Annotated in this window: 10 protein-coding genes and 2 tRNA genes; 3 read left to right on the top strand and 9 right to left on the bottom strand. The window is 68.8% G+C overall.

The genetic code is table 11. The features are described 5' to 3' along the window. Positions 1-36 precede the first annotated feature (36 nt). The 4 genes from MLP_RS05120 to MLP_RS05105 form a co-directional block, all read right to left on the bottom strand. Positions 37-804 carry a sirohydrochlorin chelatase gene (locus MLP_RS05120; RefSeq protein WP_083843708.1) on the bottom strand — a complete coding sequence of 256 codons (768 nt, stop codon included), beginning with the start codon at positions 802-804 and terminating at the stop codon, positions 37-39. A 39-nt stretch (positions 805-843) separates the two neighbouring features. Then, on the bottom strand, positions 844-1,011 hold the full coding sequence (rpmG, locus tag MLP_RS05115; protein ID WP_013861948.1) for a 50S ribosomal protein L33: 168 nt from the start codon (positions 1,009-1,011) through the stop codon (positions 844-846). A 34-nt stretch (positions 1,012-1,045) separates the two neighbouring features. After that, a tRNA-Met gene (locus MLP_RS05110) sits at positions 1,046-1,121 on the bottom strand. Positions 1,122-1,241: 120 nt separating this feature from the next. After that, positions 1,242-1,314: transfer RNA gene (locus MLP_RS05105), tRNA-Thr, on the bottom strand. Positions 1,315-1,436: 122 nt separating this feature from the next. On the opposite strand from MLP_RS05105, the gene MLP_RS05100 reads away from it, so the two are divergent. Next, positions 1,437-2,795 (top strand): hypothetical protein, encoded by a 1,359-nt coding sequence (locus tag MLP_RS05100; RefSeq protein WP_013861947.1) that lies wholly within the window; start codon positions 1,437-1,439, stop codon positions 2,793-2,795. A 118-nt stretch (positions 2,796-2,913) separates the two neighbouring features. Here the strand turns inward: MLP_RS05100 and MLP_RS05095 are convergent, their stop codons facing one another. From MLP_RS05095 to MLP_RS05080, 4 genes are all read right to left on the bottom strand, one after another. Further along, on the bottom strand, positions 2,914-3,975 hold the full coding sequence (locus MLP_RS05095) for an FUSC family protein (RefSeq protein ID WP_013861946.1): 1,062 nt from the start codon (positions 3,973-3,975) through the stop codon (positions 2,914-2,916). Then, the gene (locus tag MLP_RS05090) at positions 3,972-4,814 is read right to left on the bottom strand and encodes a PrsW family intramembrane metalloprotease (RefSeq protein ID WP_041789744.1); all 843 of its coding nucleotides are present in this window, start codon (positions 4,812-4,814) and stop codon (positions 3,972-3,974) included. Before MLP_RS05090 ends, MLP_RS05095 begins: the two co-directional genes overlap by 4 nt. Positions 4,815-4,975: 161 nt before the next feature. Then, positions 4,976-7,216 (bottom strand): YhgE/Pip domain-containing protein, encoded by a 2,241-nt coding sequence (locus MLP_RS05085; RefSeq protein ID WP_013861944.1) that lies wholly within the window; start codon positions 7,214-7,216, stop codon positions 4,976-4,978. Then, positions 7,203-10,331, bottom strand: a complete 3,129-nt coding sequence (locus MLP_RS05080; RefSeq protein WP_013861943.1) for an MMPL family transporter — start codon at positions 10,329-10,331, stop codon at positions 7,203-7,205. Before MLP_RS05080 ends, MLP_RS05085 begins: the two co-directional genes overlap by 14 nt. Before the next feature lie 178 nt (positions 10,332-10,509). Here MLP_RS05080 and MLP_RS05075 point away from each other — a divergent pair, with 178 nt between their 5' ends. Further along, positions 10,510-11,259: a response regulator transcription factor gene (locus tag MLP_RS05075; RefSeq protein WP_013861942.1), complete on the top strand. Its 750-nt coding sequence runs from the start codon at positions 10,510-10,512 to the stop codon at positions 11,257-11,259. Further along, positions 11,256-12,674, top strand: coding sequence for a sensor histidine kinase (locus MLP_RS05070; RefSeq protein WP_013861941.1), 1,419 nt, complete (start codon positions 11,256-11,258; stop codon positions 12,672-12,674). Before MLP_RS05075 ends, MLP_RS05070 begins: the two co-directional genes overlap by 4 nt. Positions 12,675-12,730: 56 nt before the next feature. On the opposite strand, the gene MLP_RS05065 is transcribed toward MLP_RS05070, so the two are convergent. Then, positions 12,731-13,441: a Fic family protein gene (locus MLP_RS05065; protein WP_407938990.1), complete on the bottom strand. Its 711-nt coding sequence runs from the start codon at positions 13,439-13,441 to the stop codon at positions 12,731-12,733. Positions 13,442-13,515: the final 74 nt, after the last annotated feature.

The following is a 13,515-nucleotide window of genomic DNA, read 5'->3' as shown; positions in this document are numbered from 1 at the left end:
CGCTCCGTTCACGGCCGCTCACGACGGGCTCGCTCGCTAACGCTCGCTCGATCCGGCTCGGGCTCGATTCAGGGACGCCCGATGGCGCTCGGCCACCAGGGGGGCGAGGAGGGTGCCGAGGGGGTCGGCCAGTCGCCAGCCGGCGGCGGTCACTGCGGTGGCGATGGCGTCGAGCAGCAGTCCGGGAGCGACGAACAACGGCACCACGGTGCCGGCCGGGACGGCCCATTCGGCGAGCACGTCCGTGGCCTGGGGGTCGGTGGTCCCGAAACCGGCCCGTACCGGCGCGCCACGGCGGGCGGACAATCGGTCGGCAAGGTCGGCGACCGCAGCATTGGCGGCAGCCCGCGAGGAGCCCACGGCATAGAGCAGCACCGGCTCGTCGTCTCCGGTGCCTGCGGCGGCCAGCCGCTGAGCCACCACCTCGAGGACGTCGTCAGCCGTGCCGAGCACCGGAGCGATGGTGAACCGAACTCCCGAAACCTCAGTAGCGCGAGCGACCGCGGCCGGCACGTCGATCCGGGCATGGAACGCCTCGGTGAACAGCAAGGGGACCACCACCGCCGTACGCTCCCCCGCCGCTGCCAGCATCACTGCGACGGCATCCAGATCCGGTGAGGTGAGGTCCAGGTACGCCGGGTAGGTCGCCACACCGGTCTGGACGGCGACCTCCGCCAGCAGGGCCTCGATCCCCTGTGTGACACCGGCGTGCCGACTGCCATGGGCCAAGCCGATCAGTGGCGGTGAGTCGATCCGGGGTGACCTGGAACGCGACAAAGCCGCCGAGGATTCTCGGCGGCTCATCGGTGTGTCCGGTATGGGACGCGCTGACGTACGAGCAGGTCAGCGGGTCTCGCGGTGAGCGGTGTGGCTGTGGCAACGCGGGCAGAACTTCTTCAGCTCGAGCCGGTCGGGGTCATTCCGCCGGTTCTTCTTGGTGATGTAGTTCCGCTCCTTGCACACGGTGCAGGCCATGGTGATCTTGGGGCGCACATCCGTGGACTTGGCCATGGTCGTTTCCTTCGGTTCTTGGTTGGTGACTGCGTGGTAGCGGGAGCGGGACTCGAACCCGCGACACAGCGATTATGAGCCGCTTGCTCTACCGCCTGAGCTATCCCGCCGCAGAACCCTGCTGTCGCGACGCACCCGCCACGACCAGTGTGCTCGGTCGGTCAAGGTCACCAGGGCCTGACCGGACTAAGCACTCCGCCGACGCGCGGTGGCGCCGGAACCGGACTCCGAGCCCCCATGCGGAATCGAACCGCAGACCTTCTCCTTACCATGGAGACGCTCTGCCTACTGAGCTATAGGGGCACAACTCGCGCGCCGGTTCCCCGACGCGCCGACGCAGAAGACTACAGGCCCGAGCGGCCGGACGCGAATCGTCACCATCTGCGGGTGAGGCGCAGCCGGGCAGGCAGTGAGATCGTGAACATATGAGTGAGTCGACCGACGACCTGCGCGCCCGAGTCGCCGCCCTGGAAGCGGAGAACGCCACCCTGCGAGCCGGCGAAGGAGGGAGCGACCTCGCTGACCGGACCGGCCACCGGCCGCCTCGCCGGTCTCGTGCGGTGCTCGCGGTGGTGATGATCCTGCTCGGGGTGTTGCTGTCTCCGGTCGCCGTGGTCACCGGCTGGGCCAAGTGGACCCTGACCGACACCGAGCGCTTCGTGGCCACGTACGCGCCACTGTCCCAAGACCCCGCGGTCAAGGCCTACGTGGTGGACCAGGCCATGAACGCCATCGAGGCCCAGGTCGACTTCGATCAGGTCGCCCAGGACCTGACCGATGGCCTGATCTCCCTGGGTACCCGGCCACGGGCGACCGCCGCGCTGCGGACCCTGCAGGGTTCGATTGCCGAAGGGCTGCGCTCCCAGGTCCGCGATGGCGTGATCCGGCTCGTCGACTCCGACCAGTTCAACGTCCTGTGGCGCGAGGCGCTGCGCGTTGCTCACACACAGCTGATCGCGACGTTGCGCAATGACCCCGCCGCGATCGCGAGGATCAACGCCGACGGCTCACTCGGCATCCCACTCGACCCGATCATCACCCAGGTGAAGGCCCAGCTGGTCCAGCGCGGTGTCGGTGTCGCCCAGCGGATCCCGACGATCGACCGCACCATCGTGCTGCTCCAGTCCGACGACCTGCCGCGGGCACAGTTGGCGTACGGAGCCACCCTTGCCGTCGGCGCCTGGCTGCCTTGGCTGGCTCTCGCTCTGCTGGTCGGTGGTGTGCTGGTGGCGAACCGCCGGCATCGCGCGCTGGTCTGGACCGGCATCGGCTTCGCACTGGCGATGGCCCTCTTGGCGATCGCCTTCGCGGCTGGGCGGATCGCACTCGTCACCGTCGTTCCGGCCAGTGTGCTTCCCGGGCCGGTGGCCACCCTGTTCTATGACGCCGTGACCTCCTCGATGCAGTCGACGGCCGTCGCGGCCACGGTGCTGGGGGTCGCGGTCGCGATCGTCGGTTGGCTCGCCGGCCCGTTCCGTACGCCGACGCGGTTGCGCGGGCTCTATGGCGATGGTGTCGCCGCACTGCGCGGGGCCGCCGAGCAGCGTGGGGTGACCACCGGCCGAACCGGCATCTGGGTCCACCGGCGCCGATCGCTGCTGCTCGCTCTGATCGCCGTCGTCGCAGGCATCGTCCTCGCCGCCAATCTGCCGGTGAGCGTGTCGTTGGTGGGCTGGACCGCCTTCTGGTCCGTGCTGGCGGTCGTCATCGTCACCCTGATCGAGCGCCCCGTGCCCGAGCAGCCCGAGACCGAACTGCCGGAGGGCGAGCTGCCGGCGAGCTGAACGATCGAGTCAAGGAGTCAGGTGCGTGCGTCTATGGCCCGCGGGCGCGAGACGTAGGGACCTCCCGCCGAACCTGCGATCATCTAGGGCCCGCGGGTGCAAGACGTACGTGGGACACCTACCGCGGCGCGTATCCGTCGACGAAGGGCACCGTACGGTCGCGAGTGACGATCGCGACCACCAGTCCGACGGCAACCCCGATCAGGGTCTCGACCAGCCGGTCGACGAGCAGGGCCGGCACCGGCTGCGGGTTGGCCAGCTGCATCGAGAGCAGTGAGAGCGGTGTGATCGCGACCAGCGCCAAGCCGTAGTTGCGGATCACCAGCAGCTCAGCAGTCCCCTGCAGCACAGCGATCAGAGCGATCGTCACCGCCACCGGCAGCGGCGCGACCAGCAGCGCTGCGGCGACCGCCAGGCCCACCAGGGTCCCCAGCGTGCGGTGGACGCCGCGCACCAACTGCGCCCGCAACGGCCGGGCGGCGAGCGGCACCACCGCGGCGATCATCGCCCAATAGGGGTGGGGGATCCCGGCGGTCGTCGAGATCAGCCCGGCAATCGCGACGGCGACCGCACACCGGATCGCCTGGATCCGTTGCCGATGCGCCGGTGGCGGCGGCAGGCCCGGTGGCGGTGGTCTCCAGGATCGACCGGGCAGCCAGCGCGCCTCCAGCACTCCGAGCAGGACCGCGAAGGCGGCGGTCAGCGCGGCAAGGCCAAGGGCGATCAACACCACCGGCGGTGTGGTCGGGATGGCACTGCAGGTGGCGACGGCGAACACCACGAAGAGCGGGCCCGGCGGTCGCCAGGAGTAGCGATCGGAGAGCACCGCGCCCGCCGTGGCCCACAGCGCGACCACCGGGATGGCCAGCCAGCGGCGCTGATCGCTGAGGCCGACCAGGGCACCGGAGGCGACGGCGGCGGTCAGCAGCAGGCCGAGGAAGGCCTGGGTACGCCAGCGCTCCGGCCGGGGACGGCTGCCGCCGTAGACACAGGTGAAGGCTCCGAAGGTCGCATAGATCGACCAGTCGAGTCGGCCTGCGACGGCCAACCCGGTGAGCATCGTCGTCATCGTGACGGCCGCGCGGATGGCACCCCGACGAGTGCCCTGCGCGGGACGGAGGGCGACCAGGTCCGCCAGCACCACCCGCCGAGTTCTGTCGAGCTTGCCGGAGATGTTCATGCTCGCTCGACGGAAGTCCCCATGGAGTCGGGCGGAATAGGGCCGGGCGGGATCGGGTTGGCCGAGCCGAGTCGGCGGGAACGACGGACGACGATCAACAGGGCACCAAAGCTGACCAGGCCGACGATGGCCCGGACGAGCACACTGTTCGTACCGTCCCAGAGCGCATGCAATGCGACGCTGCCGGCAAACGCGCCAAGGAACAGCAGGACCGCGCGGCCTTTGCGCGGGGCAGACGCAACATGCCACAGCGCCGCCGTGGTGATCCCGGTCCAGGCCACGTGGCCGGCCGGAGACAGCAGCCCCCGTAACAGCAGGGTCTGGTCCAGCTCGGCGATCGAGCGGGTCTGCAGCAGCGCGGAGAAGCCGTACCCCATCGTCTCGAGGGTGGCGAAACCCATGCCCGACGCGACCCCGATCACCACCCCGGCAGCAGGCACGCGAAGGCGTCGTACGAAGATCAAGATCACGATCGGGACGACCAGCTTGGCCGACTCCTCGATCAGCCCGACCATGATCATCGGGACCGCACCGAGGCGTTGCAGCGTGTCGTACTCCAAGGTGCCGGCCGCGACGGTGCCGAACACCCCGCCGATCCCGGCCACCGCGGCAATCACCCCGGCACCGACCGGCGAGCCTTGTCGGCCGGATGCCGCATAGACGAGCACCGCCGCCGGCACCACGGCCGAGCCGAGCAACAGCAGCGACGGCACATACAGCGGGTTCTGGGTGGCGACCAGCGTACGCAGCACGATCAGGTAAGCGGCCACGCCGCCCACCAGGACCAGCAGCCAGGCGAACCGGTGCCGCCTCGGAACTCGTGCAGATAGCTCGCTCATCACCCTCCTACGAACTTCTCACCGGTCGGCAATTCCGTCCATGGACGGCTTTCGGACCGAACTTCCCAGATCCCGCGTTGGAATTCTCACCCATGGATGGAGATTGCGAGCCAGCACCCGGCCCAGGACGGTGAACCCACCCATGGACCGAAATTGTGGTCCTATGCCGGCGCCGCCTCGGGTCGCGGGTGTGGTTCTGGGATCCCTGTGCTGGAGTCGCCGGCTCCGATCCGGCTGCTGCGGCGGGCGGCGGCGAGCACCGAGACACCCAACGCGAGCACCGTCCAGAGCGACAGCACCAGGCAGGCGGTCGCCAGGCCACCGTGACCGCCGAGCAGCTGCTGCCCGGCGCCGTTGACGAACTGGGGCAGCGGCAGCATTCCGTTCAGCAGCTGGATCCCGGCGGGCGCCGTCTCGATCGGCATCAGCCCGCCCAGAGCCGCCGCCTCCACCAGGGCGAAGGCGAGGCTGACCAGCCGGCCGATACCGCCGAACAGGCTGACCAGCGCTTGGTTGGTGGCGGCAAACGCGAACACCCCGAGGACCGTGAACAGCGTCAGCCCGAGCGGGGACGAAATCGGCATCCCGACGATCGCCACCAGACCGATCAGCAGACCCGCCTGCACCAGGCCGACTAGAACCACCGGGGCAAGACCGAACGCCACCCGGCGGATCGGGGACGCCTGGGCCCACGACAGCCCGACCGGAACCGGCGGCCTGGTGAGCAGCATCATCAAGGTGCCGAGCCAGAGCGCCAGACCGAGAACGACAGGAACCAGACCGGCGGCCACGGTGCTCGGGTTGTCGGCACTGGTCTTGACCGTCACCGGAGTGGTGACCACCTCATCGAGTGCCTTGCGCTCATCATCGCTGTAACTGGGCACCTGCTTGGCGCCGCTCGCCAGCCCGGAGGCCAGCTGGTCGTTGCCGTCGGCGAGCTGGTCGGCACCATCGGCGAGCTGGTGTGCCCCCGAGGCCAGCTTGTCGGTGCCGGTGGACAGCTCGTCGGCGGCAACGGCCATGTCCTGGACGCCCGACGCAGTCTTGGCCGCACCGTCGGCCACGCTGCGGGTCCCGTCGGCCACCTCGGCGGCACCGGAGGCGAGCGAGGTCGCCGCCCGCTCCAGTTCGGTCGCACCGTCGCCGATGTCGTCGACCGCGTTCCCGACCTTCTTCGCTGCAGGCCCGAGCTTGCCGAGCCCGGTGTCGAGTCGGCCGGCGGCAGTGTCGATCCGGCCGGCCGCCTTGTCGATCGCCTTACCGCGGTCGACCTGGACCCCGACCAGCTTGTCCAGCGCGGTGGCAGCACGCGACTCGACGCCGATCCGGCGGGCAAGATCGGCGACCCGTTGGCAGTACCCGGCGTCCAGCGCGGCCGGACAGTCGTCGGCGATCCGAGCTGCTCGATCCGCGACGTCGGCGGCTCCGGTCGCATGGGCACCGGCCGCTCGGTCCGTCCGCCCCAGCCCGGTGTTCTGGCGATCGGTCAACGTCGCCAGTGTCCCGGTGCCCTTGTGCAGGCCATCGGCGAGGTCGGCCAGATCCGAGGCGCCCTTGGCGACATCGTCGGCGCCCTTGGCCGCGGCTGACGCCCCGGAGGCGAGCCGACCCGCGGCGGAGGCCAGCTCACGGGCGCCGGAGGCGACCTGGTCGGCCCCGCGGGCCGCGCTGCTGGCCCCGGCGGCCAGCGACTCCGTACCCGATTCCAGGCTCTTGGTGCCGCTGTCGAGGCTGCCCGCGCCGTCGGCGACCTGGTCGGCAGACCCGGCGAGCTGCTCGGCGGAGTCAGCGAGCTCATGACTGGAGCTGGCCAGGGAGTCTGCGCTCTTGGCCGAGCTGGTCAGATTCTTGTTGATCTTGGTCAGGTTCTGCAGCATCGCGTCGACGTAGTTGCTGGTCACCTGGTCGCCAAGACCTCGGGCAGCCTCGTTGACCGACAGTTGGGCCAAGGCGGCGACCGCAGCGCTGGCCGCATCGTTGTTCACCAGTTTGAGCTGCGCCTGCTCCGGCTTCGTCGACGAGGTCGAGGTGACCTGCGCCGAGAAGCTCTTCGGGATGGTGAGCACGCCGTAGTAGGTGCCGTCCCGCAGACCGGTTGCCGCGTCGTCGGAATCGACCAGCTGCCAGGACAGCGGGGTCTGGTTGTCCGGATCGGGTGAGCTGAGGCTGGCCGCGAGCTGGCGGCCCGCGGCGATCGTCTTCGCGTCGCTGCCCGAGCCCTGGGTGACCGGCTGATCGAGATTGACGATGGCGAGCGGCACCGCCGGCCCGCTGTTTTGATGACCGTGGACGGCCCACAGCACGATGCCGCCGGCGAGTGCCGTGAGCAGGATCGCCACCACCGGCACCAGCCAGCGCGACATCGGTGCCGGCGCCGTGCGCTTGCGTTCAGGCGAGCTCATGGGCCCGCTCCTCTCTGGCTTCCGGTCCGTCCTCGTTGGGCGGTGGAGACTCGCCGGGTCGGTCCACCGACTCGACATCCGTCTCGACCTCGGAGACGACTGGGATCTCCGGGACCGACTCCGCATCGAGAACAGCCGCGCCATCGCGGACGAGCGTCATCTCGGCGGCCGATTCGACGTCAACCCGCTCGACCGAACCGCCCTCCGATGGCGTCACCTGCTCGGCCGGCTCGACGGCGTCCACCGCCACTCCCGCACCTCCCCCAGCTTCCGCACCGGCCAGCGCGGTGACTTTCGCCCCGACCAGCAGCACCGTCAGCCCGGCGTCGTGGACCAGTTCGGCGCAGACACCGGCGAACCAGGACAGCTCGGCGGTCGCGAGGTCGCGGTCCGGTTCCTCCACCACGATCAGCTTCGGACTCTGGACGGCGGCCGCAGCCAGCGTGACCAGTCGGCGTTCCAGGGCGGTCAGCTGACCCAGCCGGCGCTCCCCCAGCGGCGGGGCATCGCCAACCGGTCCGCGCAATGGTGACAGCCAGCCCGTCGCGTACTGGACTGCCCGCGAGGTGGTCTTCGGCGACGGCCAGGGTTTCCCGGACTGCGCGATCAGCAACGTGGACACATATCGGCGGACCGAGACCGCGTCGTCGTCGCTGCTGGGCAGCGGTATCACCCGCACCAGCTTGCGTACGTAGCCGGCCTCTTCCGGCAGCACCTGACCCAGCACCGACAACACCCCACCGGCCGGTTTGCGCCAACCGGCCAACGTCCACACCAGTGCCGTACGGACTCCGGGGTCCGGATGGTCGTAGCTGACGGTGGCCTGCGTCGGCACCGAGAGCTCGACCGGCGCGGGACCGCTGCCGGCGGCGATCAGCGCTCCCTCGCCGCGGATCGCGATCGCCGGGTGCGCCTCGTCCCAGTCGACCTGCTCGACATGCCGGACCAGAGCCGAGCCCTCGACGTCGATATGCGGCAGCGCCGCATCGAGCCGCTTCGGCATCCACCACGCCTTGTCGCCGAGCAGTGCCAGCACGGCGGGCACCAACGTCATCCGAACCAGGAAGGCATCCACGAACACCCCGACCGCCAAGCCGACGGCGATCGGCTTGATCGTCGAGCTGCCTTCGGGGATGAATGCGGCGAAGACCGAGATCATGATGACCGCTGCCGCCGTGACCACTCGCGCGCTGGAGATGAACCCGGTCCGGATCGCATGACCCGCCCGGTTCTGCAGACCTGGATGTGCGGCACTGTGGACGTAGTCCTCCCGGATCGCCGAGACCAGGAACACCTCGTAGTCCATGGCCAGGCCGAACAGCACCCCCATCAAGATGATCGGCAGGAAGCTGACGATCGGGCCGATCGCGCTGATCCCGAGCGGGCCGGCACCCCAGCCCCAGATGAAGCAGGCCGTCACGGTGCCCAGCGCCGCCCCGATCGACAGCAGATATCCCAGGGCGGCCTTGATCGGCACCGCGACGGAGCGGAAGACGATCATCAACAACAACAGCGCCAAGCCGACCACCACCAGCCCGAACGGCACCAGCGCGCCGCTCAGCCGGCTGTTGACGTCGATCGCCACCGCGGTGGTGCCGGTGACGGTGATGTCGGAGATCTTGAGCTTGTCCTCCCAGCCTGGCGCCTGGGCGCGGATCTTGCCGACCAGCTCGGTGGTCCGCGGATCGCTCTGCGCCCATTCCGGCACGGCCCGGACCAGCCCGAGATCGGCGGTCTGGTTCGGCGTCTGCTTGGTGATCGCCTTGACCCCGGGGATCTTGGCGATGTCGTCGGCGAGGGACTGCACCGTGCCCTTCGGGTCGGTGCTGGTGATGATGTCCGAGGTCACCAGCAGCGGGGCGTTGAAGCCGGGTCCGAACTCCTTGGCGATCAGGTCGAAGGTGGTACGCGGCGGCGTACCGGGCTCGGCGCTGCCGTTGTCCGGCAAGGCCAGCGCCAGGTCCTTGACCGGGAAGGCGGCCACGCCGATCACCAGCAGCACCACCGCTACGGTGAGCGCCGGGATCTTGGTGACGATCGCCACCCAGTGCGCGCCCATCGTGCGCCCGGCGGCCGCCTTGGCAGCGAGCTTGACCGCATGCGACTTCTCCTTGGGCCGGAGCCGATTGCCACAGATGGCCAGGAAGGCCGGCAGCAGGGTCAGCGCCGCACAGACCGCGACCGCGACACCGCAGGCGGCAGCGACACCCATCACGGTGAGGAAGGGGATGTTGGCCACCGCCAGGCCGCACAGCGCGATGATCACGGTCGTACCGGCGAACACCACCGCCGACCCGGCGGTGGCCGAGGCCTGCGCGATCGACTCCTCGACGGTGAGGCCCTGAGCGAGCTGTCGTCGGTGCCGGGTGACGATGAACAGGCCGTAGTCGATGCCGACGGCCAGGCCGATCATCAAGGCCAAGGTCGGGGTGGTGGTGGAGATGGTCGCCACCGAGGCGATGGTCAGGATCGTCGACATGGTGATCCCAACGCCAAGCCCGGCCGTGATCAGCGGCAGCCCGGCGGCGACGAGCGAGCCGAATGTGATCGACAGCACCACGAACGCGACGAAGACACCGATCAGGTCGGTCAATCCGACGCCGGCCCCGGTCGGGGTGTACATGTCGCCGCCGAGCGTGGTGATGTAGTTCTGCCCGGCCGGTGTGACGGCGGCCTTCTCCACCTCGTGGATCGTGGTCTCGTTCAGATCGGTGACCGAGACGTCGAACTGGATCTGGGACTGGGCGAACTCCTTGTTGTCGGAGATGGTCCCGACCGCACCCGAGGCGAACGGGTCGTCGACGCTGCTGACGTGCTTGACCTTCTCGATCGCCTTGATCTGGCTCTCGATGGCCGACTTGTGGTCGCTGATCGGCCCGGACTTGGACTGGAACACCAGCTGCCCGGTGGTGCCCGAGGCCTGGGGAAAGCGCTGATCGAGGGTGTCGATGCCGGCCTGCGACTCCGTACCTGGAATCGAGTAGTCGTTGACCAGTGCGCCCTTGGCCACGCTGCTCACGCCGAAGCAGAGCACGGTGAGCAGCACCCAGACCAGCAGTGCTCGCCAGCGGTGACGCGCGACGGCATGCCCTAGGGCATACAGGAAAGTCGACATGGCTGATCCCTCTCGCGGCACGCCCAACGGGCCCCTGACGACGCGCGCGACCCCGAAGCCACGCGTCGGATCCACCCAATCGAGACAGGCTGACGGAATCGGGGCCCGGAACCTGACGATTGGCTGACGACGGCGTACCAGGCTTGCGACCAGCAGGGACAGTGAAAAACTAAAGCCCGTGACGCGGTCGACGCAGGCCCACGTGCTGGTGGTGGATGACGACGACGGCATCCGGGAGATGCTGCAGTCGTCGTTGAGCTTCGCCGGTTTCCGGGTGAGCACCGCAGCGGACGCCCAGGCGGCGCTCGCATTGTTCGGCTCCGACGATCCGGACGCGATCGTGCTGGACGTGATGATGCCCGGCATCGACGGCTTCGACTTCGTCCAGTTGCTGCGCCATCGGGGCGAGACCATGCCGGTGCTGTTCTTGTCGGCGCGGGACACGGTGGAGGACCGGGTCAAAGGGCTGCGGCTCGGTGCCGACGACTACCTGATCAAACCGTTCAGCGTGGTCGAGGTGACCGTACGGCTGGAGGGTCTGCTGCGCCGGGCCGGCGGGTACGGCCAGGCGGGGCAGCCCGGTCTGGATCGGCTGGCATCGACCGGGGTGTCGCCCAGGGGTGTGCTGCGTTGCGGTGATCTGGAGGTCGACGAGGACCGCCATCTGACCCGGCGAGCGGGCCGCAGCATCGACTTGTCCCCCACCGAGTTCCGGCTGCTGGTCTATCTGCTGCTCCACCAGGGCCGGGTCCTGTCGAAAGCCCAGATCCTCGATCAGCTCTGGCAGTACGACTTCGGTGGCGACAGCAACGTGGTCGAACGGTTCGTCTCCAATCTGCGGCGCAAGATCGATGCCGACCTCCCGCCGCTGATCCACACCGTTCGAGGCTTCGGCTACACGATCCGGGCCGACGAAGGAATGACGTGACGCGCTGGACGCTTCGCTCCCGACTGATCGTCCTGCTGGTGACGAGCAGCGTGATCGTCATCGTCGTGACGACGACGCTTTCGGTGCTCTTCGTCGGCTCCTATATGCGTGACCAGATCGACAATCGGCTGGTGACGACTGCGGGTCGGATCGAGGCCGGTCTGATCGGGCTGCACGGACTCCAGATCGATGCGGCGACCACCGAGAGCATGGCCAAGCCGGAGAACGCCGCCGTCGTGATCGAGAACGATGGACGGGTCGCCATGGCGGTGAACACCGACCGGGAGACTGCCGTCGCGCTCCAGGGCGCCGCCCTGAACGATGGTCGGCCGCATGAGGTCCCCGACCGGCCGGGGATGCTGGCGATCCGGTTGGACATCGGCCCTGCCCAGGCCAGCTTCGTCGATACCGACGGCACGATCGTCCAGGCCGACGCGATGATCATCGGGTTCGATACCAGGGTCGCCGCCGCCGCCCAACGGCGACTGGTGCTGATCGCCGTGGCCGGCGTGGCCGGCGCACTGGCCGCGATCACCGCGGCGACCGTGCTCATCGTGCGCCGCAGCTTGCGGCCACTGAACGGGATGACGGAGCAGGCGCACGCCTTCGCGGCGGGCGATCGAACCGTACGACTGCCGGTGCCGACCGACGATCCGGACATGCAACGGTTGGCGCTCACCGTGAACGAGGCGTTCGACGTCCAGCAGCAGGCAGAGGCTCGATTGCGCGCGTTCGTCGCCGACGCCTCCCACGAACTGCGGACCCCGCTGACCACCGCGACCGGCTGGATCGAGCTCTATCTGCAGGGCGGCCTGACCGACGAGGACCGCCGCGACCAGGCCATGCAGCGCGCGATGACCCAGCTGGGACGGATGCGAGTGCTGATCGACGAACTCGCGCTGCTCGCCCGACTCGACCGGGCGCGACCGCTGGATCTCGATCCGGTCGATCTCGCCGTGCTGGCGACCGAGGTGGTGGAGGACGCCCGCGTGATCAACCCCGACCGTACGTTCTCGCTACACGCGGCCGGGCCGGCGACGCTGTTGGGCGACGCACCGAAGCTGCAGCAGGTGCTGCAGAACCTGGTCGGCAATGCGGTCCAGCACACGCCCCCCGGCAGCCCGGTCGAGGTGACGGTCCGACCGGCGCCGACCGATGCTGGCGAAGCCGGCAGCCGCGTACACACTCTGCTGGTCACCGATCACGGCCCTGGCATCCCGGTCGAGGACCGCGCCCACGTGTTCACCCGGTTCTGGCGCGGCGACGCCAGCCGTACCCGCCACACCGGCGGCGCCGGTCTGGGGCTGGCCATCGTGTCCTCGATCGTCGCTGCCCACGGTGGCACATCCGAGGTGATCAGCCAGGTCGGCTACGGCACCACCATCCGAGTCCGGCTGCCGGCCAAGGTGCCGTAGCTAGGAGGGGTCAGCACAAGGCTCCTCCAACGTGACGACCCGCTGCCACTAGCCGACTACGTGTACTTCCCAGAGGCGGGCAGCACCTCGACGAACGGGGCAAACCGGTCGTAGTAGGCGTCCTGGAAAGAGCGGAACGTGTCGCGTAAGAAGCCGGGCTCGTCGTCATATTCACTGAGGCCCCGGTAGTAGAACTGCTTCTGCGCGTCAAGCACGACGAAGGGCATGATGCCGTTCCGCAGGCATTGCTGGAACATGAGCAGCCGGCCCACCCGGCCGTTGCCGTCCTGGAAAGGGTGAATGCGCTCGAAGCGGTGGTGGAAGTCGACGATGTCCTCGAAAGACATCGTCTCCGGGACTGATCTCAGCAGCTGCGTTATCTTGAGTTCGACCTTCGCGGGCGCGGTGGTCTGGACGTCTCCGATCGCATTGGCCAGGCGCTTCCAGTCGCCGATGGCGAACCAGTCCTGACGGGCGTCCGCCGTGCCGTGCTTGAGGGTGCGATGGCAACTCTTCATCGTCTGCGCCGTGATCGGCTCGTCCACCTGATCGAGCATCTCGTCGAACGCCTGGAAATGATTGACGGTCTCGATGATGTCGTCGACATTGACATCGTCCCCCGCGATGGTGCGCGTCTCGTAGATGTACCGGGTCTGCTCCGAGCTCAGCTGGCTGCCCTCGATCTTGTTCGAGTTGTAGGCCATCACTATCTGGGTCAGGTGATAGATGCCGCCCTTCATCCTGCTCGAGTGCTGCTCGCGCAACACCTTGGCGTACCGACGGGGATCGATGGCGTACTCGTCTGCGATCACAGGTCTGTCCCCTCCTCCGGCCGTCGCTG

Source organism: Microlunatus phosphovorus NM-1, assembly GCF_000270245.1.
Classification (GTDB): domain Bacteria; phylum Actinomycetota; class Actinomycetes; order Propionibacteriales; family Propionibacteriaceae; genus Microlunatus; species Microlunatus phosphovorus.
This window is presented reverse-complemented; position numbering and strand designations above follow the sequence as displayed.

Bases quoted from the DNA above. Each gene is read 5' to 3' on its own strand.
- MLP_RS05095 (WP_013861946.1), bottom strand. From the start codon at position 3,975: ATGAACATCTCCGGCAAGCTCGACAGAACTCGGCGGGTGGTGCTGGCG.
- rpmG (WP_013861948.1), bottom strand. From the start codon at position 1,011: ATGGCCAAGTCCACGGATGTGCGCCCCAAGATCACCATGGCCTGCACC.
- MLP_RS05085 (WP_013861944.1), bottom strand. From the start codon at position 7,216: ATGAGCTCGCCTGAACGCAAGCGCACGGCGCCGGCACCGATGTCGCGC.
- MLP_RS05090 (WP_041789744.1), bottom strand. From the start codon at position 4,814: ATGAGCGAGCTATCTGCACGAGTTCCGAGGCGGCACCGGTTCGCCTGG.
- MLP_RS05120 (WP_083843708.1), bottom strand. From the start codon at position 804: ATGAGCCGCCGAGAATCCTCGGCGGCTTTGTCGCGTTCCAGGTCACCC.
- MLP_RS05100 (WP_013861947.1), top strand. From the start codon at position 1,437: ATGAGTGAGTCGACCGACGACCTGCGCGCCCGAGTCGCCGCCCTGGAA.
- MLP_RS05080 (WP_013861943.1), bottom strand. From the start codon at position 10,331: ATGTCGACTTTCCTGTATGCCCTAGGGCATGCCGTCGCGCGTCACCGC.